16 protein-coding genes are annotated in these 22,882 nt (G+C 73.1%); 8 read left to right on the forward strand and 8 right to left on the reverse strand.

Annotation, left to right across the window (positions count from 1 at the left end):
* The first annotated feature begins 356 nt into the window (after nucleotides 1-356).
* Together G6W55_RS33605 and ptsP are read left to right on the forward strand one after the other, a co-directional pair.
* The gene (locus tag G6W55_RS33605) at nucleotides 357-806 is read left to right on the forward strand and encodes a PTS glucose transporter subunit IIA (protein ID WP_175524470.1); all 450 of its coding nucleotides are present in this window, start codon (nucleotides 357-359) and stop codon (nucleotides 804-806) included.
* 94 nt (nucleotides 807-900) lie between these two features.
* A complete protein-coding gene (gene ptsP / locus G6W55_RS33610; RefSeq protein ID WP_175524471.1) occupies nucleotides 901-2,571 on the forward strand; it encodes a phosphoenolpyruvate--protein phosphotransferase in 1,671 nt (556 codons plus the stop codon).
* Between the two features lie 101 nt (nucleotides 2,572-2,672).
* Here ptsP and G6W55_RS33615 read toward each other — a convergent pair whose 3' ends face one another.
* Together G6W55_RS33615 and G6W55_RS33620 are read right to left on the reverse strand one after the other, a co-directional pair.
* Nucleotides 2,673-3,581, reverse strand: a complete 909-nt coding sequence (locus G6W55_RS33615; RefSeq protein ID WP_175524472.1) for a hypothetical protein — start codon at nucleotides 3,579-3,581, stop codon at nucleotides 2,673-2,675.
* 145 nt (nucleotides 3,582-3,726) lie between these two features.
* Complete coding sequence (locus tag G6W55_RS33620) at nucleotides 3,727-5,694, reverse strand: acetoacetate--CoA ligase (protein ID WP_175524473.1); 1,968 nt, start codon at nucleotides 5,692-5,694, stop codon at nucleotides 3,727-3,729.
* A 213-nt stretch (nucleotides 5,695-5,907) separates the two neighbouring features.
* Between G6W55_RS33620 and G6W55_RS33625 the strand changes: the two genes are divergently transcribed.
* A complete protein-coding gene (locus G6W55_RS33625; RefSeq protein WP_175524474.1) occupies nucleotides 5,908-8,277 on the forward strand; it encodes a glycoside hydrolase family 31 protein in 2,370 nt (789 codons plus the stop codon).
* Between the two features lie 7 nt (nucleotides 8,278-8,284).
* On the opposite strand, the gene G6W55_RS33630 is transcribed toward G6W55_RS33625, so the two are convergent.
* Nucleotides 8,285-8,821, reverse strand: coding sequence for an NUDIX domain-containing protein (locus G6W55_RS33630; RefSeq protein WP_175524475.1), 537 nt, complete (start codon nucleotides 8,819-8,821; stop codon nucleotides 8,285-8,287).
* A 158-nt stretch (nucleotides 8,822-8,979) separates the two neighbouring features.
* On the opposite strand from G6W55_RS33630, the gene G6W55_RS33635 reads away from it, so the two are divergent.
* The 4 genes from G6W55_RS33635 (at nucleotide 8,980) to glpK (ending at nucleotide 13,348) form a co-directional block, all read left to right on the forward strand.
* Nucleotides 8,980-9,435: a Zn-ribbon domain-containing OB-fold protein gene (locus tag G6W55_RS33635; protein ID WP_175524483.1), complete on the forward strand. Its 456-nt coding sequence runs from the start codon at nucleotides 8,980-8,982 to the stop codon at nucleotides 9,433-9,435.
* The gene (locus G6W55_RS33640) at nucleotides 9,432-10,631 is read left to right on the forward strand and encodes a lipid-transfer protein (protein ID WP_175524476.1); all 1,200 of its coding nucleotides are present in this window, start codon (nucleotides 9,432-9,434) and stop codon (nucleotides 10,629-10,631) included. Before G6W55_RS33635 ends, G6W55_RS33640 begins: the two co-directional genes overlap by 4 nt.
* 370 nt (nucleotides 10,632-11,001) lie before the next feature.
* A complete protein-coding gene (locus G6W55_RS33645; RefSeq protein ID WP_175524477.1) occupies nucleotides 11,002-11,751 on the forward strand; it encodes an MIP/aquaporin family protein in 750 nt (249 codons plus the stop codon).
* A 67-nt stretch (nucleotides 11,752-11,818) separates the two neighbouring features.
* Nucleotides 11,819-13,348, forward strand: coding sequence for a glycerol kinase GlpK (gene glpK / locus G6W55_RS33650; protein WP_175524478.1), 1,530 nt, complete (start codon nucleotides 11,819-11,821; stop codon nucleotides 13,346-13,348).
* A 61-nt stretch (nucleotides 13,349-13,409) separates the two neighbouring features.
* Here the strand turns inward: glpK and G6W55_RS33655 are convergent, their stop codons facing one another.
* From G6W55_RS33655 to G6W55_RS33670, 4 genes are all read right to left on the reverse strand, one after another.
* Nucleotides 13,410-14,015: an ATP/GTP-binding protein gene (locus tag G6W55_RS33655; protein WP_175524479.1), complete on the reverse strand. Its 606-nt coding sequence runs from the start codon at nucleotides 14,013-14,015 to the stop codon at nucleotides 13,410-13,412.
* A 155-nt stretch (nucleotides 14,016-14,170) separates the two neighbouring features.
* The gene (locus tag G6W55_RS33660; protein WP_078632822.1) at nucleotides 14,171-14,569 is read right to left on the reverse strand and encodes a DUF742 domain-containing protein; all 399 of its coding nucleotides are present in this window, start codon (nucleotides 14,567-14,569) and stop codon (nucleotides 14,171-14,173) included.
* 9 nt (nucleotides 14,570-14,578) lie between these two features.
* The gene (locus G6W55_RS33665) at nucleotides 14,579-15,013 is read right to left on the reverse strand and encodes a roadblock/LC7 domain-containing protein (protein ID WP_030785634.1); all 435 of its coding nucleotides are present in this window, start codon (nucleotides 15,011-15,013) and stop codon (nucleotides 14,579-14,581) included.
* On the reverse strand, nucleotides 15,010-17,958 hold the full coding sequence (locus G6W55_RS33670) for a nitrate- and nitrite sensing domain-containing protein (protein WP_175524480.1): 2,949 nt from the start codon (nucleotides 17,956-17,958) through the stop codon (nucleotides 15,010-15,012). The genes G6W55_RS33665 and G6W55_RS33670 overlap by 4 nt, the downstream gene beginning before the upstream one ends.
* Nucleotides 17,959-18,382: 424 nt before the next feature.
* Between G6W55_RS33670 and G6W55_RS33675 the strand changes: the two genes are divergently transcribed.
* Nucleotides 18,383-18,910: a hypothetical protein gene (locus G6W55_RS33675; protein WP_175524481.1), complete on the forward strand. Its 528-nt coding sequence runs from the start codon at nucleotides 18,383-18,385 to the stop codon at nucleotides 18,908-18,910.
* A gap of 22 nt (nucleotides 18,911-18,932) precedes the next feature.
* Here G6W55_RS33675 and G6W55_RS33680 read toward each other — a convergent pair.
* The coding region (locus G6W55_RS33680; RefSeq protein WP_175524482.1) for a hypothetical protein at nucleotides 18,933-22,882 on the reverse strand (3,950 nt) is incomplete at its 5' end.

The following is a 22,882-nucleotide window of genomic DNA, read 5'->3' on the forward strand; positions in this document are numbered from 1 at the left end:
CTCAGGCTTTCCTCCGGGCAGTTTCCCTTCGGTCTTGCGTTTCCGACTCTATCAGGGTTTTTCCGCCTCTCTGACCACCGTTCCGCAGGCATGCGGGGGCGATCCAGAGAATAGGATCTGACAAGTTGGATGCTGCTCGGTAATCGCGCTTGATCGCGTCGCTCACCCTCAAGCAGGAGTACGACTGTACACGCGGCCGCACAGCGCGTGCAAATCCGCTAGGCTAGTGGTCTAGACCACGGATCGGGATCTCTCGTGCAGAACCGGTACTTCGTATGACATACCCTGCTGCACAGTGCGCCGTCCTGGACAGGCAGTAACGGCCCATGTACATCTCCACCCCTGGGAGGCTTCCCATGACCACCGTGACGTCCCCTCTTGTAGGACGCGCCATCGGACTGGCCGCCGTGCCGGATCCGGTCTTCTCCGGGGCCATGGTCGGCCCGGGCACGGCGATCGACCCGGTGCGCGAGCCCTCCGAGGCCGTCGCTCCCGTGGACGGCGTCATCGTCTCCCTCCACCCCCATGCCTTCGTGGTCGTCGACTCCGAGGGGCACGGCGTGCTCACCCACCTCGGCATCGACACGGTGCAGCTCAACGGCGAGGGCTTCGAGCTGCTCGTGAACAAGGGCGACACCGTCACCCGCGGCCAGGGCATCGTGCGCTGGGACCCCTCCGCGGTGGAGGCGGCCGGCAAGTCTCCCGTGTGCCCGGTCGTGGCGCTGGAGGCCATGGCCGACTCCCTCGGTGAACTCCGCGAGGACGGCGACGTGAAGAACGGCGACGTTCTCTTTTCCTGGCAGTGATTTCCTGGCAGTGATGCCCGGCCGTCCTTCGACGGCACGCAGGAGGACAACCACCACGGCGGCGGGACCCGCCGCACTATCGGAGACGGGTGAGATGGAGACAACGCTGCGAGGCGTCGGCGTGAGTCACGGTGTGGCGATCGGCGAGGTTCGGCACATGGGAACGGCGGTCCTCGAACCGCCTGCCAAGCAGATCCCGGCGGAGGACGCGGAGCGCGAGCAGGGGCGCTCCCGCCAGGCCATGGACGCGGTGGCGGCCGATCTGATGGCGCGCGGCAATCTGGCGGGGGGCGAAGCCCAGGCGGTGCTCGAGGCACAGGCCCTGATGGCCCAGGACCCCGAGCTGATGGCGGACGTGGACCGGCGGATCGCCGTCGGGAGCACGGCCGAGCGGGCCGTCTACGACGCGTTCGCCGCCTATCGCGAGCTGCTGGCCGGAGCGGGCGAGTACCTGGCCGGCCGGGTGGCCGACCTCGACGACGTGCGGAACCGTATCGTCGCGCGGCTGCTGGGCGTGCCGATGCCCGGTGTGCCGGACAGTGACAAGCCGTATGTGCTGGTGGCCCGGGATCTGGCGCCGGCGGACACCGCGCTGCTCGACCCGACGCTGGTCCTCGGTTTCGTGACCGAGGAGGGTGGGCCGACCAGCCACAGCGCCATCCTGGCGCGTGCGCTCGGGGTGCCGGCGGTCGTGGCCCTGCCGGGTGCGGGTGAGCTGGCCGAGGGGACGGTGATCGCCGTCGACGGCAGCACCGGCGAGATCTTCGTGGAGCCCGGCGAGGAGAAGAAGGCGGAGCTGGAGGCGGCTGCCGCGGCGCGGAAGGCGGCGCTGTCGGCGTCGACCGGTCCGGGTGCCACGGCCGACGGGCACAAGGTGCCGCTGCTGGCCAACGTCGGCGGTCCGGCGGATGTGCCCGCCGCCGTCGAGGCGGGTGCGGAGGGCGTCGGCCTGTTCCGTACCGAGTTCCTCTTCCTTGACGACAGCAAGAACGCGCCGACCGAGGAGAAGCAGGTCTCGGCCTACCGGCAGGTGCTGGAGGCGTTCCCCGAGGGCCGGGTCGTCGTGCGGGTGCTGGACGCGGGTGCGGACAAACCGCTGGACTTCCTGACCCCGGCCGACGAGCCGAACCCGGCGCTGGGTGTGCGCGGGCTGCGCAGCCTGCTGGATCACCCGGATGTCCTGCGTACCCAGCTCACGGCGCTGGCGAAGGCCGCGGAGGGGCTGCCGGTCTACCTCGAGGTGATGGCCCCGATGGTGGCCGACCGTGCCGACGCCAAGGCGTTCGCGGACGCCTGTCGTGAGGCCGGGCTGCGCGCGAAGTTCGGTGCGATGGTCGAGATCCCGTCGGCCGCGCTGCGGGCGCGCTCGATCCTCCAGGAGGTCGAGTTCCTGTCGCTGGGCACGAACGACCTGGCGCAGTACACCTTCGCCGCCGACCGGCAGGTGGGTGCGGTGTCCCGGCTCCAGGATCCGTGGCAGCCCGCGCTGCTCGACCTGGTCGCGCTGTCCGCCGAGGCGGCCAGGGCCGAGGGCAAGAGCTGCGGGGTGTGCGGCGAGGCCGCGTCGGACCCGCTGCTCGCGTGTGTGCTGACCGGTCTGGGTGTCACCTCCCTGTCCATGGGTGCGGCGTCGATCCCTTATGTGCGGGCGACGCTGGCGAAGTTCACGCTGGCGCAGTGCGAGCGGGCCGCGGCGGCGGCGCGTGCCTCGGACAGTGCCGAGGAGGCGCGCAGCGCGGCGCGGGCCGTGCTGTCCGGCGAGTAGCGGCGAGCCGGGTACGCGTCGCGTACGTCTCGGGCAGGGGCGCTCCGCCTTCGGGTGGGGCGCCCCTGTCGTCTGTCGGTTCCCTGTCGGTGCGCAGGTCGTCAGTGGTGGTGGCCGGTGGGATCGTCCCCTCCTTCCTGTGCTTCCTGGCCGAGGTCCGGTGGGACGCAGTAGTCGACGCCGGATTCGGGGGCGATCAGTTCGCCGGATTCGATGTCGGTGCAGTAGGCGTCGAAGACCTCGCCGGCGGTGAGGGGGTCGAGGCCGTCTCCGCGCAGGCGCCAGCCGTAGATGCGGTCGGGGGTGTCGGGTGCGGTGGTGCGCATGACCAGGCCGCCGGGGCCCCGGGTGGTGAGGCCGAGGGCGAGGACGGTGGTGAATTCGAGGGCTTCCGCTTCGTCGAACCGGGTGCCGCCGTCGGTTTCGGTGTCCGCGTGGAGGACGGCGACGAGGGTCTCGGGTGTTCCTGTCACGCTGACGACGAGGTGCCGGTCGCCGGGTGGTGCCGTGTCGAGGATGCGGCTGACGAGGGCGGAGGCGCGGGTGAAGGCCGCGCGGCCGATGTCCTCGCCGCAGGTCGCGCAGGTGCCGAGGCGGGCCAGGAGGGTGGCCGCGTACTCCCAGGTGGCCTGGCGGACGGCTTCGTCGACGAGGGCGGGGACGAGGTCGGCGAGGGGCTGGCCGTCGTAGGGGATGGTGGGGCCGGTCGTGGCGATGCGGGCGGTGAAGCGGGTGCGGTGGGCGGGGTCGTCGGGGTCGAGGCCCTCGGTGGCGCAGTAGTCGGCGTACTCCTGGGGGTCGAAGAGGGCCACGGTGGTGTGGCTGCCGTGGCGGGCGCGGGTTTTGAGGAGTTCCTCGACCTGGCGGAGGTAGGTGGCGTGGTCGTCGAAGGTGAAGCTGCGGTAGTGCCGCATGGCGCGGAAGTCGTGTTCGTCGGTGAGGAGGCCGATGGTGCCGGCGATCTCGCGGCGCAGGACGTGACGCATGGTGCGGCTGTCGGTGTGTGTCATGTGGTTCCCCCTGTGTGCACAGTCGATCGATGCTCACTCACAGTAACCGGCGGCACTGACAACGGGGGCAGGATTGCGGACGGCCCCGGTGTTCGCCCTGGTGGGGCGGGGTCCGGGGCCGGTGCGGGGGTCGGCGGGAGCGGGGTCAGGCTCGCTTGCGGGCGAGGTCCTCGTAGAAGGCGAGGAGGTCGAGGTTGTCGATGGAGCCCGGGTTGACGGCCTTTTCCAGCGGGGTGCCCTGGAGGAGGCGTTTGACGGGGACCTCGATGCGCTTGCCGGTGAGGGTGTGCGGGACGCCGGGGACCTCGATGACCTCGTCGGGGACGTGGCGGGGCGAGAGCTGTTCGCGGATGGCCTGTTTGATGCGGCCGAGGAGGGCGTCGTCGAGGACGGCTCCGGGGGCGAGGTGGACGAAGAGGGGCATCCAGTAGCCGCCATCGGGCTGTTCGATGCCGATGACCAGGGATTCCTTGATCTCGGGGAGCCGTTCGACGACCTCGTAGATGTCGGCGGAGCCCATGCGGACGCCCTGGCGGTTGAGGGTGGAGTCGGAGCGGCCGTGGATGACGACGGAGCCGCGTGAGGTGACGGTGATCCAGTCGCCGTGGCGCCAGACGCCGGGATAGGTGTCGAAGTAGCTGTCGTGGTAGCGGCTGCCGTCGGGGTCGTTCCAGAAGCGGACCGGCATGGAGGGCATGGGGTTGGTGACCACGAGTTCACCGACCTCGTCGATCAGCGGCCGGCCGGCCGGGTCCCAGGACTGGAGGTCGGTGCCGAGGCCGGGGGCCTGGAGTTCGCCCGTGTACACGGGGAGGGTGGGGACGGCTCCGGCGAAGCAGGAGCAGACGTCGGTGCCGCCGCTGACGGAGGCGATCCACAGGTCGTCGCGGACCTCGTCGTGGAGCCAGCGGAAGCCGTCGGGCGGCAGGGGGGAGCCGGTGGTGGCGACGCACTGGATCCGGGAGAGGTCGAAGTCCCGGGAGGGGTGCACGCCGGCCTTGCGGCAGGCCATGACGTAGGCGGCCGAGGTGCCGTAGAGGGTGGCTCCGGTGCGTTCGGCGATGCGCCACTGGGCGCCGGTGTCGGGGAATCCGGGGCTGCCGTCGTAGAGGACGATCGTGGTGCCGGTGAGGAGGCCGGAGACGAGGAAGTTCCACATCATCCAGCCGGTCGAGGTGTACCAGAAGAAGCGGTCCTCGGGGCCGAGGTCGCAGTGCAGGCCGAGCTGTTTGAGGTGTTCGACGAGGATGCCGCCCTGGGACTGGACGATGGCCTTGGGCAGGCCGGTCGTGCCCGAGGAGTAGAGCACCCACAGGGGGTGGTCGAAGGGGACCTGTTCGAAGACGGGTTCCTCCGCGGCGGCCGTGAGCGCCGACCATTCCAGGGCGCCTTCGGGGGCGGGGGTGCCCAGGAGGGGGATGTGGACGACGGCGCGCAGGGTGGGCAGTTCTTGGCGGAGTTCGGCGACGGTGTCGCGGCGGTCGTGTTCCTTGCCGCCGTAGCGGTAGCCGTCGACGGTGAACAGGACGACGGGTTCGACCTGCTGGAAGCGGTCGAGGACGCTGCGGGCGCCGAAGTCGGGGGCGCAGGAGGTCCACACCGCGCCGACGGCGGCGGTGGCGAGGAGGGCGACGACGGCCTGGGGGACGTTCGGGAGGTAGCCGCTGATCCGGTCGCCGGGGCGGACGCCGAGGGTGCGCAGTTCGGCCGCGAGGGAGCCGACCTGGCGGCGCAGTTCGCTCCAGGTCACCGGGCGCGGTTCGTGGGTCTCGTCGACGTACAGCAGGGCCGGTTCGTCCGGGCGGGTGGCGGCCGCGCGCAGGGCGTGCTCGGCGTAGTTGAGGGTGGCTCCGGGGAACCACTCGGCGCCGGGCATGGCGCGGGCGCCGAGCACACGCGTGTACGGCGTCGAGAACCGTACGTCGTAGAACTCCGTGACCGCCTTCCAGAAGGTCTCCAGGTCGTCGACGGACCAGCGGTGCAGGGCCGGATAACCCCCTTCGCCGGGGGCTCCGTGGCGCTCGGCGGCCCAGGTCTGGAATCGGGTGACCTGCGCGCGGGCGATGCGCTGCGGATCGGGCCGCCAGAGCGGCTCGGGGTTCTCGGTGGGCATGGGGCGGCTCCCGGCTGTGCGCGTCGTGTGCGTCGCCCGCGCACGAGCTGGGGTGGTGCGCGTGACGCGGCTGACAGGGACGATGCCATGTGATCGACTTCTGCACCAGGGTGCGCCCCACACGGTCCGTGTCGTGAAGAAGTGGTTCCGGCACAGGTGAACGGAAGCTGAACGACACACGCGTGTGGAGCGGTGAGTGGCAGGGTGAGCAGCATGGACGGTCGTGACCTGGTGCGTTCGATGAAGGCGGTCGGTTCTGTGCGGGCTGCCCTGGGGTTGCGCACCGTGCGGGCCGTGCGAGCCGTGTGGCGCAGGAGGCGGGACGAGGCGGCCGGGCCGCTCGCGCGCGGGGGTGAGCGGGCGCGGGTGCCGGGTGCGCTGCGGGAGGTGGAGCTGGCGCCGGGTGGCGGGACGCTGCGGTTCGGCCGCTCGGAGCTGCGGATCATGGTGGCGGTGAACGGGGCGGTGTTCTGGGGCTGGGACGGTGCCGAGCCGGAGCCGTCGTACGCGCTGGCCGGGCGGTGTCCCGAGCCGGATCCGCGGGTGGTGCTGGAGCCGGACAAGGACGGCGGCTGGCGGGTGGTGGCCGAGCGGGCGACGGTGGTGGTGTCGCGGCTGGGGGCGATCGAGGTGTGCACGCCGGGCGGGGTGGTGCTGCGCCGGGACCAGCCGCCGCGCTGGTGGGAGCGGGAGGGGCGGGCGGCGCGCTGGATGCAGCGGGCGGAGGTGGCGGCGGACGCGCGGTTCTTCGGGCTCGGGGGGCGTGCGTCGGGGCCGCGGCTGCGCGGGGGGACGTACCGGCTGTGGAACAGGGATCCCGGGCATGCGTTCGGGCCGGGGGACGATCCGCTGTGTCTGACGATGCCGGTGCAGTTGGTGGTGTCCGACGCGGGGACGCATCTGGTGTTCCACGACACCTCCTGGGACGGCACGGTGACGTTGCGGGAGGGTGCGGAGGGTGCCGGTTCCGGGCACGACCGGCCGGGGGCGTGCGAGGTGCGGATGGACGGCGGTCCGCTGCGCTGCTGGGTGATGGTGGGGACGCCCGCGCGCGTGCTGCTCGCCTGGGCCTCGCTGACGGGGGCGCCGACCCCGCCTCCCGCGTGGGCGCTGGGGCACCATCACGCGCGGCGTGGCTTCGGCGGCGAGGAGGAGGTGCGCCGGGTGGTGGCGGGCTACCAGGAGCACGGTCTGCCGCTCGACGCGGTGCATCTGGGGGGCGAGCATCTGGACGAGCAGCGGGTGTTCAGCGTGGACCAGAATCGTTTCCCCAAGCTGCCGGTGCTGGCCGAGGAGTTGCGGCGGGACGGGATCCGGCTGGTGTCGGCCGTGGGGCCCGCGGTGCGCGCGAGGCCGGGTGACGCGGTCTACGACGGCGGGGTCGCCGGGGACGTGTTCGTGCGGGACGCCTCGGGGCAGTTCGCCGAGGGTGTGGTGGGGCACGGGGCCGCGGTGTTCCCGGATTTCACGCACGCGCGTGTGCGGAGCTGGTGGGGCGGTCTGTACGCGGAGCCGCTCGCGCAGGGGTTCTCGGGGTTCTGGCACGACATGAACGAGCCGACGGCGTTCGCCGCCTTCGGGGAGTCGACCCTGCCCCGGTCGGCCCGGCACGCCCTGGAGGGGCGCGGGGGTGATCACCGGGAGGCGCACAACGTCTATGGGCTGTGCATGGCGTGGGCGGCGCACGAGGGGCTGCGGGAGCTGGTTCCGCGGGAGCGTCCGTTCGTGCTGTCCCGCTCGGGCTGGGCGGGTCTCCAGCGCTACGGCGGGACCTGGTCCGGTGCGGTCGCGCCGGGCTGGCCCGGGCTGCGGGCGTCGTTGTCGCTGGTGCTGGGGCTCGGGTTGTGCGGGGTGCCGTTCTCGGGGACCGACGTGGGGGGCTTCGACGGCGGTGCGTCGCCCGAGCTGTATCTGCGGTGGCTGCAACTGGGGTCCTACCTGCCGCTGTTCCGGACGCAGGCGGGCCCCAGGGCGGGCCGTCGGGAGCCCTGGGAGTGGGGTCCCGAGGTGCTGGAGCACGCGCGTGCCGTGCTGGTCGAGCGGCGGCGGCTGCTGCCGTACTTCACGACGCTGGCGCATCTGGCGCGGCGTACCGGGGCGCCCTATGCGCGTCCGGTGTGGTGGGGTGCGCCGGAGGACCGGGCGCTGCGGGACTGCGAGGACGCGTTCCTGCTGGGTGACTGTCTGCTGGTGGCGCCGGTGCTGGACCCCGGGGTGGACCGGCGTACGGTGCGGCTGCCGCGCGGGCTCTGGTACGACACGGCCACGGGACGGTCGTACCGGGGGCCGGGGCGGGTGACCGTGGACGCGCCGCTGTCGCGGATCCCGGTGTTCGCACGCGCGGGTGCCGTGCTGCCGGTGCGGGGGGACGCCGGGCTGGAACTGGAGGTGTGGGCTCCGGCCCGGGGGCGCTCGGGCGGCGGCCTGGTCGTGGTGGAGGCGGGCGACGGCTGGGAGGAGCCCGAGATTGAGCGGTACGTCACCCGTCGGCTGGGCCGGCGGGTGGTCGTCGAGCGTGAGGGTGAGGACGGTGTGCACGAGCCGTCCCACCCCGTGCGCGTGCGCGGCCTGGAAGAGGGCTGAGGCCGGGTCAGATGTAGCGGCCCTCGAAGAACGCGCGTGCGGCCAGGGTGTGCAGCGGGAAGGCGAGTTCCTCGGGGCGGCGCAGGAGGTGCCAGCCCTCGGTCTCGTCCGTGGCCGCCGACGCGGGCAGTCGGTCCGCGGGGCGCTCCGGGAGGAGGCCGAACAGCAGCAGATGGCCGTCGGGGGAGCTCATCGCGTCGGCGAGCCGTACGTCGCGGCTCGCGGCGTCGATGCCGGTCTCTTCGCGCAGTTCGCGCACGACGGCCTGCCGCCAGTCCTCGCGGTGGTCCATGAAGCCGCCGGGCAGGGCGATGCCGCCCCGCGCGGGAGGGATGGTGCGGGTGATGACGACCAGGGCGGTGCCCTGCGCGTCGTAGACGGGCTGGAGCGCCACGGCCACCGGGAGGGGGTTGCGGTAGGCCACGGCGGCGCAGGCCGGACAGGTGCGGGGCCAGCCGGTGACGCCCTCCCCGTAGGGCGCTCCGCAGCTCGAACAGTGGGAGTCGCGCGCGGAGTTCGAAATGGAGTGCAGAGATTCGGACACGCGGCGGAGCGTATCCGATCTTGGGTGGGCGAGGTACACGCGTGCGGACGACACCCTCTCCCGCCGCTCCCTGTCCCCTCGCCGGTGCGCGTGCCACACTTCTGACGTTCCGTCAGATCTGGTGCCGGGGAGGGACCTTGTCGCGCAGACGTACACCGGTGGTCGCCGGGTGGTTCACCGAGGGCGGGGACGGGGACGGCAGCGGCTTCCGGCTGCTCGGCACGCGCTGCTCGGCGTGCGGGGCCGTGTTCTTCCCGCGCGAGGATGCGTTCTGCCGCAATCCCGGCTGCGGGGGCGGTGATCTGGAGGAGGTGCCGCTATCACGGCGCGGGCGGATCTGGTCGTACACCGACAGCCGCTACCGCCCTCCGTCACCCTATGTGACGAATCCGGAACTTCCGTGGGAGCCGTACGCGTTGATCGCTGTGGAGCTGGAGGCCGAGCGGATCGTGGTGCTGGGGCAGGCGGTTCCCGGGGTCACCGTCGCCGATCTGGCGGTGGGCATGGAGGTGGAGGTCGTCCCGGGTGTGCTCAACGAGGACCCCGAGGGCCCCGGGGACACGGGGACGACCTGGACGACGTGGCAGTGGCGGCCGACGGGGGTGGCGGGATGACGGCAGAGGTGGCGGAGGTGGCGGTGCTCGGCGCGGGGATGCACCCGTGGGGCAAGTGGGGGCGGCGGTTCGTCGAGTACGGGGTGGCCGCGGCGCGCGCGGCGCTGGCCGACGCCGGGCTGGACTGGCAGGACGTGGGGTCGATCGTCGGCGCGGACACGGTGCGTGGCGGCTATCCGGGGTATGTCGCCGGGGCGACGTTCGCGAAGGCGCTGGGCTGGCAGGGTGCCCGGGTCACGAGCGTGTACGCGGCGTGCGCGTCGGGGGCCCAGGCGATCGGGGCGGCGCGGGCGCAGATCCTGGCGGGGCTCGCGGACGTGGTGCTGGTGGTCGGGGCCGACTCGGCGCCCAAGGGGTTCTTCCGCCCGGCCGGCGGGGAGCGGGCGGACGACCCGGACTGGCTGCGGTTCCGGGTGCTCGGCGCCACCAATCCGACGTACTTCGGGCTGTACGCGCGTCGGCGGATGGCGGTGCACGGGGACACCCGGGAGGACTTCGCCCGCGTCAAGGTGAAGAACTCCGCCATGGGGGCGCTGAATCCGAACGCCCGCTACCGCGCGCGGGTCACCGCCGAGGAGGTCGCCGCGTCCGCGGTGGTCGCCGATCCGCTGCGGCTGCTGGACATCTGCGCGACCTCGGACGGCGGGGCGGCCCTGGTCCTGTCCAGCATGGAGTTCGCGCGCCGGCACGGGGTGGTGCATCCGGTGCGGATCCGGGCGGTCTCGACCGTGACGCCGCGTTACCCCGCCACCGTCCTCGATCTGCCGGACATCGCCACCGACTCGTCGCTCGCGGTCGAACCGGCGGGCGAGCCGTTCCGGACGTCGATCGCCCGCGCGGCCTACGAGGAGGCGGGCGTCGGACCCGAGGATCTGTCGCTGGCCGAGGTCTACGACCTGTCCACCGCACTGGAGTTGCAGTGGTACGAGGATCTCGGCCTGTGCGGCGACGGCGAGGGTGCCAAGCTGCTCAGGGAGGGTGCCACGGCGCCGGGCGGGCGGATACCGGTGAACACCAGCGGTGGGCTGGCCTCGTTCGGGGAGGCGGTGCCGGCGCAGGCGATCGCCCAGGTCTGCGAGGTGACCTGGCAGTTGCGGGAGCAGGCGGGCGACCGCCAGATCGCCCGCGCGCGGGTGGGCATCACCGCCAACCAGGGGCTGTTCGGGCACGGTTCGGCGGTCATCGCCGTGAGATGACCGGGCGGTGAGGACCGGGTGCGTGCTCCCCCGCCGCGCCCGGTGACATCGCGTCCGCCCCGGCACACCGCTCCCAGCCATTGCCGTCGACCTCCTTGACGCTCCCTGGACGCCGGTGAACACTTCCCGGTGTCAGCCGACATCGCCGTACATACACGGCGTAACCAGGCACGCGCCGCGCGGGCTCCGTCGACCGGGGCCCTGTCCACCTGGGCGATTCGGCTCTGACGGCACGCTCGTCACGGACGCCGGGCGGGGCGCGGGATCTCCCTGCCATGGCCGAAGGCAGCCACGCACAGAGCACCCGCGTACCCCGCACACTCCGCACCGAGCACCGGGGCCGAGCGTCCCGGCCTGCCTAGGAGCCGCCATGAGCAACGGAGACATATTCGTCGGCGAGGTCATCGGTACCGCGATCCTCATCCTGTTCGGCGCGGGCGTCTGCGCCGCCGTCACCCTCAGACACTCCAAGGCGCGGGCCTCGGGGTGGATCGTGATCGCGTTCGGCTGGGGGTTCGGGGTGCTGGCGGGGGCGTACACCGCCGCGCCGCTCTCCGGCGGACAGCTCAACCCGGCCGTCACGCTCGGGATCGCCGTCGACACCGGCAAGTGGGACAAGGTCTGGGTGTATGTGCTGGGCCAGTTGGCCGGGGCGATGCTCGGCGCGGTGCTCGCCTACCTGGTGTACCTCGCGCAGTTCCAGGCGAACGTACGGCAGCCAGGGACGGAGGGCGACGCGGATGAGGAACCGACACCGACGCTGGGGATCTTCTCGACCATCCCGGAGATCCGCAGTCCGGTCGCCAACCTGATCACGGAGACCATCGCGACGGTCGCGCTGGTGCTGCCGATCCTCGCCTTCGGGCTGACCGAGGGGCTCGGCGAGTCCGGCACGCTCGTGCTGATCGTGTCCCTGCTCGTGGTGGGCATCGGCCTCTCGCTCGGCGGGCCCACCGGCTATGCCATCAATCCGGCCCGTGACCTCGGCCCGCGCGTGGTGCACACCCTGCTGCCGATCCCCCACAAGGGCACATCGGACTGGGGGTACGCCTGGATCCCGGTCGTCGGCCCGCTGATCGGCGGGGCGCTCGCGGGGCTGATCTACAACGTGGCCTTCTGACACGCACGCACACGCAGGCACGCACGCACACGCACACCACAACACGAACCCAGCCCAAGGGGCAGCCATGACGGACACCGCCGGGAAAGCCGAGAAGTACGTCGCCGCCATCGACCAGGGCACCACCTCCAGCCGTTGCATCGTCTTCGACCACGACGGCGCGATCGTCGCCGTCGACCAGCGTGAGCACCGCCAGATCTTCCCCAAGCCCGGCTGGGTGGAGCACGACGCCACCGAGATCTGGTCGAAGGTCCAGGCAGTGGTGGCCGGGGCGATCGCCAAGGCCGGTCTGCGCGCGGAGCAGATCAGCGCGCTCGGCATCACCAACCAGCGCGAGACGACCGTGTTGTGGGACCGGACCACGGGCAAGCCGGTGCACAACGCGATCGTGTGGCAGGACACCCGGACGGCCGGCCTCTGCGACCGACTCGGCGGCGCCGACGGGCAGGACCGCTTCCGTGACCGCACCGGGCTGCCGCTGGCCAGCTACTTCTCCGGCCCCAAGGCGGCCTGGCTGCTCGACGACGTGCCCGGTCTGCGGGACCGGGCGGAGCGCGGTGAGATCGCCTTCGGCACCGTCGACTCCTGGCTGATCTGGAATCTCACCGGCGGCGTCGACGGCGGCCGGCACGTGACCGACGTGACCAACGCGAGCCGCACCATGCTCATGAACCTGGAGACCCTCCAGTGGGATCCGACGATCCTCTCCGCGATGAACGTGCCCGAGGCCGTGCTGCCGGAGATCCGTTCCTCCGCCGAGGTCTACGGCACGGCGGTGGGCCCGCTCGCCGGGGTGCCGGTCGCCTCGGCGCTGGGCGACCAGCAGGCGGCGGTGTTCGGGCAGGCCTGCTACGACGTGGGCACGGCCAAGAACACGTACGGCACGGGCAGTTTCCTGCTGCTGAACACCGGCAACCGGCCGGTGCCGTCCAAGAGCGGGCTGCTGACGACGCTCGGGTACAAGATCGGCGGGGAGGCGCCGGTCTACTGCCTGGAGGGTTCCATCGCGGTCACCGGGTCGCTCGTGCAGTGGTTCCGGGACCAGCTCGGCATCATCCGTACCGCCGACGAGATCGAGACACTGGCGGCGAGCGTCGAGGACAACGGCGGGGCGTACATCGTGCCCGCGTTCTCCGGGCTGTTCGCACCGTACTGGCGTTCCGACGCGCGCGGCGTCGTCACCGGGCTCACCCGCTATGTCACCAAGGCGCATCTCGCGCGTGCGGTGCTGGAGGCGACGAGCTGGCAGACGCGTGAGGTGGTGGACGCCATGCGCCAGGACTCCGGGGTGCGGATCACGACCCTGAAGGTGGACGGCGGGATGACCAGGAACAACCTGCTCATGCAGCATCAGGCCGATGTGCTCGGCGTACCGGTGATCCGGCCCCGGGTCTCCGAGACGACCTGCCTGGGCGCGGCGTACGCGGCGGGCCTGGCGACCGGGGTGTGGAACGACCTGGACGAACTGAAGGCGCACTGGCGGCAGGACGCCGAGTGGCGGCCCGCGATGGAGGCGTCGGTCAGGGACCGCGAGTACCGCAACTGGCGCAAGGCGGTGGAGAAGAGCTTCGGCTGGCTGGAGGAGGACGCACGGTAGCGGAAAGCGCACACGCGTGTGCCCGTACCCCGTCCGGCGGGGTACGGGCACACGCCCGGGCTCAGGTGGCGACGGACTCCCGACGCTCCGCGCCGAAGTCCATGGCGTGCTGGACGACGGAGATCAAAACGTCCCGGACCGACAGCTTGTCGCGCGCGTCGCACAGCACCAGCGGCACGTCCTCGTCGAGGTCGAGCGCCCTGCGTACGTCGTCCTCCGGGTAACGGACCGCGCCCTCGAAGCAGTTGACGCCGACGATGAAGGGGATGGAGCGGCGCTCGAAGTAGTCGATGGCGGCGAAGCAGTCCTCGAGGCGGCGGGTGTCGGCGAGCACGACGGCTCCCAGGGCGCCCTCGGACAGTTCGTCCCACATGAACCAGAACCGCTCCTGGCCGGGGGTGCCGAAGAGGTAGAGCACCAGGTCCTCGCGGAGGGTGATCCGCCCGAAGTCCATGGCGACGGTGGTGGTGCTCTTCCTCTCGACGCCGGTGGTGTCGTCGACCGGACGGCCCGCCTCGGTGAGGTGCTCCTCGGTCCGCAGCGGTCTGATCTCGCTGACCGCGCCGACCAGGGTGGTCTTGCCCACGCCGAAGCCGCCGGCCACCAGGATCTTCAGCGTGACGGGCTCCACCGGGGGCTTGCCGCGCTCAGTTCGCCCGAAGATCATCGATCATTTCTCCTGCTTGATGGGGCTTGATGGGGGGGACGGCGCCGGTGCGTCAGCGCCTGTACGACTGTGCTCGTACGGCAGTGCCCGCAGGACAGTGCCTGTACGTCGGCGACCGGTCTCCGGTCACGGCTTCTCCCCCGTTTCCGCCCTGTTCACAGCGCGCGGAGCCCGCTGATCACATCGCGCAGTATGGTCTCGTCCGGCAGTTCGGCGGGCGGCACCGGCCGGTTCACATGGACGAACTCCGCGGCCACGAGATCGCCGACGAGGACGCGTACCACCCCGACGGGCAGGTCGAGTTCGGCGGCGAGTTCGGCGACCGACTGGGGCGCGTCCCGGCAGAGGTCCACGATGTCCACGTGTTCCGGGGACAGTGAGTGGTCCGCTTCGGGATCGTCCGCGTGGGGTTCGACGACCACCACCGCGATCAGGTCGAGGCGGTGGTGCTGGACCGCACTGGTGGTGCGGCCGCGTGTCATGGCGTACGGGCGGACGACCGGTCCCGCGTCGGCGTCGAACCAGTGGCCGGGTCCCTCACACTCTGGACTCATGCCATTTCACTACCCGCCCGTGGACAGATCGGAGCGCCGGGCGGTGCCGAGGTGGGCGCCGACCCGCTTCACGAGCAGCGTCATCTCGTAGGCGACGAGCCCGACGTCCGAGTCGGCGTCCGAGAGGACGGCGAGGCAGCTCCCGTCGCCGGCGGCCGTGACGAACAGGAAGGCGTCGTCCAGTTCGACGACGGTCTGCCGGACGCTGCCCGCCTCGAAGTGGCGGCCCACGCCCTTGGCGAGGCTGTGGAAGCCGGAGGCGACGGCGGCCAGGTGCTCGCCGTCCTCCCTGCTCAGGTCCTTGGACACGCCGGTGGCCAGGCCGTCGCCGGAGAGGACGACGGCCTTGCGGATGCTGGCGACGCGGTCGACGAGTTCGTCGAGGAGCCAGTTCAGTTCGCCGTTGCCGGTCGTGGTGTGGCCGGTCGCCTCTGGTGCGGTCATCGACCGTCCCCCTTTGTCGTTCCTCGTGGTGCTGTGCCGCTGTGGGCGTCTTCTTCGCCCGCGGCGTTCTCCGCCCGGCCGCGCTGCCAGCCGCGTTGGAGCGAGGCCATACGGCTGCGCACCTCGTCGGCGTCCCGGTCGGCGGGGTCGGAGGAGTGGTCGGTGCGGGGTGCCGGGCCCTGCCGCAGTTGCGGGGCCAGGTTCGCCTGCCGTACCCGGCGGGGCAGGGCGCCCAGGCCGTTGCCGGCGGCCGGCCCCTCGCCGGAAGCGGTGTCGGTGTCGGTCCTGCGGGTGCGCTGCGGGAGCGCGGGCGGCCGGGACGGCTCGTCGGGGGCCGCCGTCGGTCCGGGGCGGGCCGGGAGGACGGGGACCGGGAGCGCGGCGGGCCGGGGCGGGTCGTCGGACGCGCGTCCCGCGCGGGTCGGCAGTACGGCGGGCCGGGAGGGCTCGTCGGTGGCCGGGCGTCCGAAGCGGGCCGGGAGCACCGGCGGCTGGACGGGGCCGCCGCGGTGCGGGATCTGGGCCGTGCTGCCGCGGCGACGGGTGGGCAGCGGGGCCGGGCCGTCGTTCTCCGGGCGGCGGGGGCCGGTCCGGGCCGCGGTGTCCTCGGCCGGTTCGCCGCGCCGGGGGCGCTGGTCGGTGACCGGGCGGCCGTGCGAGCTGACCAGCTTGGGCGTGCGGCGCTCGGGCAGCGCCACGGGCGCGGACGGGTCGTCGGACGCGCGTGCCGTGTCGCCCCGGGGGTCGGGCCCGCGGGACGGTTCGGCGGTGCCGTCGGCCGGGTCGTCGTGCGCGCGGGTGAGCGAGCGGCGCGGACGGAAGATGCCGCCGCGGATGTCGTCGTCCTCGTCGTCCAGGACGGACGGGAAGTCACCGAGGGCGTCCAGGCCGACCGGGGCCTCCAGTTCGACGGGGCCGTCCAGCAGGGAGGCGGGCACGCCGGGGAGCTGTACGGCGGTCGACAGGGCCGGTCTGCGCTTCTCGGCGGGCTCGGTGTCCTTGGGGGCGCGGGGGCGGTCGAGGCGGAAGCCGACGCCGTTGGTGTCGGGGACGTCGTCGGTGAGGAGGGTGTCGGGGATGAAGACGACGGCGGTGGTTCCGCCGTACGGGGAGGGCTGGAGCGAGACGCGGACGTTCTGCCGCTGGGCGAGCCGGCTGACCACGAACAGGCCGAGGCGGTCGGTGTCGGACAGCTCGAACTCGGGGGTCTCGGCGAGCCGGAGGTTGGCCTCCAGCAGTGATTCGGGCGCCATGCCGAGACCGCGGTCGTGGATCTCCAGGGTGAAGCCGTTGGCGACGCGTTCGCCGAGGACGTGCACGCCGGTGTGCGGCGGGGAGAACACGGTGGCGTTCTCCAGGAGTTCGGCGACGAGGTGGGTGAGGTCGGCGACGGCCGGGCCGGTGACGGCGAGGCGGGGCAGCCGGCGGACCTCGATGCGCTCGTAGTCCTCGACCTCGGCGACGGCGGCGCGCACGATGTCCATGAGCTGGACGGGCTTGCGCCACTGCCGGGAGGGGGCGGCGCCGGAGAGGATGACGAGGCCCTCGGCGTGCCGGCGCATCCGGGTGGTGAGGTGGTCGAGGCGGAAGAGGTCGGCGAGTTCCTCGGTGTCGTGGGTGCGGCGCTCCATGGTGTCGAGCAGGGTGAGCTGCTTGTGCAGCAGGACCTGGCTGCGGCGGGCGAGGTTGACGAAGACCTCGGAGACGCCGGCGCGGAGTTCGGCCTGTTTGACGGCGGCCTCGACGGCGGCGCGCTGGAGGCTGTTGAGGGCCTGGCCGACCTCGCCCATCTCGTTCTTGTCGTACTCCAGGCGCGGCACCTCGGTCTCCACGTCGACCTGTTCGCCGGCGGAGAGTCTGCGCATCACGCTGGGCAGCCGTACGCCGGACGCCTCGTGGGCCTCCACGCGCAGTTGACGCAGGTCGCGGATGAGGCCGCGGCCGACGCGCACGGACAGGACGAGGGAGACGATCAGGGCGACGAGGCCGAGGACCACGGCGACGACGGCCTTGACGATGACCTCGGTGGCGACCGGCCGGACCCGGTCCTGGTAGCGGTCGTGGGCCTGCTCGTCCAGGGTGCCGAGTTCGTCGAGGACGGTTCCGGCCGCCGTGTCCCAGGTGCGGGCGCTGACGCCGCGGGGCATGTCGCCGGGGGCGGTGGCGGCGACGGCCTGTTCGGCGGTGCGCAGGGACGCGGTGGTGGCGTTCTTCCAGAAGCTCTCGTAGCGCTCGCGCTCGGCGTCGGGCACCTGGGCGAGGCTGATGCCGTAGACCGCCTCGCGCTGGGCGACGAGGTCGGAGACCGTGCGGATCTCCTCGCGGTTCAGTCGGCCCACGACCAGCGCGGAGCCGAGCAGGGCGTCCTCGCGGGAGAGCAGCTCCCGCGCGCGGGCGATGGTGACCAGGGCGCGGTACTGCTTGTCCAGCTCGACGCTGTCGACGACGTCGAGCCGGGCGAGCAGCGCGTGGCAGGGGTCGATGAGCTGGTTGTAGAGGCGGAGCGCCTGGGCGCGGGTGACGGTGCCGTCCTCGACGCCGCGGCGCAGGGAGTCCACTCCGTCGAAGGCGTCGAGCACGGCGGTCAGGCCGTCGGCGTCCTCCTGGTCCAGGACGTCGCGTACGTCGGGGTTGCGGGCGTTGGCGCGGATCTCGGCGAGGGCCTCGTCGGTGGCGGTCCGGGTGCGGCGCAGCGCGGAGAGCGCGTCGGCGGCCCGGGGGTCGGCCAGGTGGACGAGGGTCTGCCGGCGTTCCTGCTGGACGACGCGGACGATGTCCTCGACGGGGTAGCCGACTTTCTCCATGAGTGCGGAGACCGTGAAGAGGCGGCCGGCCTCACGCCCTGTCAGTACCGTGGCGAATCCCCAGATCGCGGTCAGGGACACCAACGGCACGAGAAGCAGCGCCACGATCTTCCGGCGGATCGACTTCCCGCGAAAGCGCATGGCCTCCCCCAGCTCGGCACCCCCACGGGACCGGGGGTACGCATGTGCGTCAACAACCTGCGCGAGCCTACTACCGACGCGCCATGAACTCGAAGAGCCGTCCGGAAGCCGAACTTCCGGGCCGGGGGCGAAGCGTGGCGAGTTGTCCGGGCATTGCGGGAGATTGCCGCCCGGATTCCGGGCCGTACCCCGCGTCCTGATCCGATCGGCTCCGTCACGGAGTTGGCCAGATTTTTTCGCTGCTCGGGAATCTTCGAGTCGTCTTGTTCGTCCTACTCATTGGGAATTGGGGGCGGATTCGGTCGCGGAGGCGGCGGGCCCCACCCGGGCGGCGTAAATCAGAGCAAGGCGGGCAGAGCCACTGGGGAGCCGGGTCTTCGATCCGGAGGCGAGCGGTCTGCTGGCGGTGGGGAGTGACACGGTGATGGGCACGGCGGAGCGGCGCGGGACGTCCGAGGACAGCGTGACGCGCGAGAGGGCGTCGCGGGTCCCGGAGGAGACCGATCGCGGCATTCCGGTCGACGGGGGCGGGGCGAGGGCGAACGGATGGGCGCGGGAGGAGCGGCGGCCGCTGTGGGTCGAGGAGCCGGCGAAGCATCTCCGGCTGCCGGATCCGGTGCGGACGGCGGCGGTCAGAGCGGTGCTGATCATCGCCGTGACGCTGATCCAGGCGATGGTGGCGTTCCTGGCCACGCTGGCCGGATCCTGGCTGGCCTTCCCCATGGTGATCAGCAGTGTGTTCAGCACCGTGATGGCGACCTGGGGTGTGCTGGACGTGTGGGTGACCCGCCAGGTGTGGAACCAGCGCAACGGCGTGGTCTCCACCCCGAGCAGCACGGCGCGTGCCCTGCGCCGTGAGCGTCGCCGGGCGCGCCGTCAGGCCCGGGTGACGGAGCGTGCGCAGGAGCGCATACGCAGGCAGAGCGGGGCGGGGCAGCTCTCGCACTCCTGAGCCGCTCCCGCCGGGGCGCGCCCTACTGGGGCGCGCTCGTCGCCGGGCGCCTGTACATGCGCGTCGCCGTGATCTCGCTGCGGACCGCCTCGCCGGCCTCGGGCTCCTGGGGCAGGCCCGGGCGCAGGTGTTCCTCGACACTGATGTACTTCAGCCCGGCCCTGAGGTCGGCGTCGTTGCGCAGCCGGATCACGAGGGGGAACTCCGCGAGCGCCGTGGTGTCGAAGAGGCCCGTGGTGTACAGCAGTTGTACGCCGAGCGCGTCGGACACGGCCCGCTGGAGTTCCAGCAGATAGGTGGCGTTGGCGCGGCCGATGGGGTTGTCGAGGAACAGCGTGCCGGCGTGCCGGTGCTTGTCCCGGCCCCGGTCGTTGGAGCGCAGGGCGGCCATCGTGCAGTACAGGGCGATGGCGGCGGTGAGGAGCTGGCCGCCGGAGAAGACGTCGCCCATCTGTCCGACGGGCACCCGCTCGGCGCGCAGCACGGCGTCGGGCTTGAGGATCTCGACGGCGACGCCCTTGGGCCGGAGGGCGGCGCCGACGCCGCGCAGCAGCAGGGACATGCCGTCGCGGCGCAGGTCGGAGTTCTTCTTGACGGCGGCGCGGGTCGCGTCGTCCACGACCTCGCCGAGCCGCTCGGTGAGGGTGGCCTGGTCGGGTTCCTCGAAGCGGATCCGCAGGAACTCCTGGCCGGACCACTCGCCGAGGCCCTCCGGCAGCCGGGAGAGCCGCTGCGCCGAGCGCAGGGTGGCGAGGGCGGACTCGACCAGTCCGCGCAGCCGGTCCACGATCGAGTCGCGGTTGCGCTCCAACTGGGCGAGTTCGTCGGTCAGTACGCGCAGCCGGGGCGCGAAGGCGTCGGCCCACTTCCGGGCGTGCTCGGGCAGCGCGGCGGCGGGCAGTTCCCGGATCTGCTGCCGTGCGGGGGTGCGGACCTGCTCGTAGCGGGTGGAGTTGGCGTGCCGTACGAGCACGTCGGCGGCCTCGCGGACGGCCGACTCGGCGGCGGACAGGTCGGCGGCGCAGCCGCGCAGGGAGCGGCGGGTCTCGGCGGCCGAGCCGCGCGCCTCATCCAGGGTGCCGGGGTAGGGCTCCGGAGTCTCCTGCTCCTCGTCCGGGGTGTGTTCGCGCAGCAGGTCGCGGAGCATGGCGGCGATCTCGTCGAAGCCGCCGGCCGCGTCCTCGGCGGCGCGATGGGCGGCGAGGAGTTCGGCGTGCGCGTCGCGGGCCTGGGCCAACGCCTCGGTGCGGGAGGCGAGTTCGGTGGTGGCGGTGCGCAGCAGGGCCTGGGCGTGCTCGGCGTCGCGCGGCTGGAGTTCCTCGGACAGCTCGGTGTGGGTCCCGCCGTCCTGCGGGGCGTGCCGTTCGGCCTCGCCGCGCAGCCGGCCGAGCTGCTCGCTCGCGGTGGACACCCGGGTCTCCAGGAGCTGCACCAGCTCCTCCGCGCGGGCGGCGGCGGCCTGCCGGGAGGGCCCGTCGGAGCCGTCGGGGGATTCGAGGAGCTGTTCGGCGCGGGTGCGGACCTTGTTGCTCAGCCGGTCGAGTTCGGCGCGGGCGGCACTCTCGTCGCTCTCCGCGCGAGCCTGTTCGGCGCGCAGGTCGGCGCCGACGCCGACCTTCTCGTACACCTGCGAGGCGGCCCGGTACGCCTCGCGGAGCGCGGGCAGCGACGCCTTGGGCGCGTCGGCCTCCGCCTCCGGTACGTCGTCGGGGGCGCCGGCGATCTCGGCGCGCTCGGCGCGCAGGGCGCGGGCGGTGCGGCGGGTGTCGTCGGCGGCGCGCTGGGCGGCGCGGCGGTCCTCGTCGGCGGCGCGGGCGCGCTCCAGGCAGGTCTGGGCGCGGGCCTCCGACTCGGCGGCCTCGTCGGCGAGTTCGCGGAGCTTGACCTGCCAGCCCGCGCGCTCGCGCAGCCGGAAGGCGAGTCCGGCGAGGGCGTCGGCGGCGCGCCGGGCCTTCTGGGCGGCCTCCTGCTTCTCGTCGCGCACCCGCGCGGCCTCGGCGGCGGTCTCCTCGGCCTCGGCGCGCACGGTCCGGGCCTCGGCGAGTTCGGCCTCGGCCTCCTCGGCGAAGGCGCGTGCCCGGTCGGCGGCGGCCGCCAGTTCGGTGAGACGTCCGGCGGGGCAGCCGGTGCGCCAGGAGGCGAGGCGGGCGGCGAGTTCACGGTCCTTGCCGAGGCGGGCGGCGAGCCGGCGGATCTCCTCGTCGCGTTCGGTGGCCCGTGCGCGCAGGGCCTGCCGTTCCTCGTCGGCGGCGTGCTCGTCGTGCATGGCCGGGTTCGGCGGGACCAGGAACACGTCGGACCGGCGGCCGCCGTCGGCGTCGGCGGCCGGGGTGGGGGCGAGCAGGGCGGCGGCGGTGCCGACGGCCACGGCCGAGCGGGGCAGCAGCGCGGCCTCGCCGAGCGCCTCCCGCGCGCGGGTGTGCGAGTCGGGGTCGGTGATGATCACGCCGTCGACCAGTTCGGGGCGGGCGGCGAGCACGCGCGCGTGGTCGGCGGGGTCGACGGCCTGGGCGAGGTAGCGCCAGCCGGGCAGGGCGGGAATGCCGTGCTCGCCGAGGTACTCGACGGTGGCCAGGACGTCGGGGCCGGGCGGGAGCAGTCCGCCGTCGCCGAGGGCGCCGAGGATGCGGGAGTCGTCGGCGGCGGCGGTGCGCAGGTCGAAGAGCTGGCGTTCGGCGGAGGCGACGGCGTCGTCGAGGAGGGTGCGCAGGTCGTCGGCGCAGCGGTCGAGGTCCTCGGGGCCGAGCGGCGGTTCGCCGGAGTCGTCCTGGCGGGGCTGCGGGATCGGGCCGCGCGGGGTGCCGCCGGTGAGGCCGAGGAGTTCGGCGAGGCGCTCCTCGCCGGCCAGGGCCTCGGCGAGCCGGCGTTCGACGTCGTACGAGCGGTGTGCGGCGGTGGCCGCGTCGGCGGCGCGGGCGGCGGTCAGTTCGGCGCGGGTCTCGGCGGCGGCGGCCTCCCGGGCGTGCTCGGCGGCGCGGCGGGCCGCCTCGCGGGTGGTGTCCCAGGCGGCGACGGCGGTCTTCTCGGCGTCGCTGGCGGCGAGGGCGGCGCGCGCGGGGTCGGCGTCGGGGGCGCTGTCGTCGAGCCAGCCGGCGCGGACGGCCTCGGCGGTCTCCTGCTCGACCTCGGTGAGGCGCTGGCGCAGGTGCCCGATCTCGCTGCGGGCGCGCTGTGCCTCGGTCGCGGCGGAGGTGGCGTCCCGGTGGGCGCTCTCGCCGGCCTCCTGGAGGGCGGCGGAGCGTTCCTCCTCCTCGTTGGCGAGGTTCTCGGCGTTCTCGGCGGCGGTGTGCAGGGCGCGGACGAGGTCGACGGCGGCCTTGGCGCGGGCGGCGAGGGCCGGCGCGGCGTCGCGTTCGGCCTCCTGGATGGCGGCGGAGACGCGGGCGGCGCGGTCGGCGGCGGCGCGGTGGCGCAGCACGGCCTCGGCGGCCTGCCAGGCGGCGTGCAGGGTGCGGGCGTCGGCGAGTTCGCGTTTCTGGCCGGCGGCGGTCTTCTCGGCGGCGGCGAGGGCCAGCGAGGCGTGCCGGAAGGCGAGTTCGGCGGCGATCAGCGCGCTGCGCTCGCGGGCGCCCTCGGTGTGGGTGGCGGCGTAGGCGGCGGCCGTGACCCGCTGGGCGAGGTCGGTGGCCCGGACGCGCTCCTGTCCGGCGCGGGCGGTGAGCCGGCGGGCCAGGGTGCGGGTGCGGCGTTCGGCGCCCGCGTGGACGTCACGCGCGCGTGCGCGGGTCTCGGCGGCCTCGACGATCCGGCCGAGCAGGTCCACCGATCCGGCGGTGAAGTCGCGTTCGGCGATGAGTTCGGCGCGCCGGCCCAGTTTGTTGCCGAAGCCGCTGACGAGGTCGGCGAGTCCGTCGGTGTCCCGGGTGTCGGTGACGGCCCGCAGCAGCAGGTCGGTGAAGTCGGAGTCCTTCTTGACGGCGAAGAGGCCGGCGGCCTCGCCCTCGTCGGCGTTCATCTCGCGCTGGTAGCGGA

Origin of the sequence: Streptomyces sp. CAI-85, from assembly GCF_013363615.1 — a bacterium.
In the GTDB taxonomy this organism is placed as follows: domain Bacteria; phylum Actinomycetota; class Actinomycetes; order Streptomycetales; family Streptomycetaceae; genus Streptomyces; species Streptomyces antibioticus_B.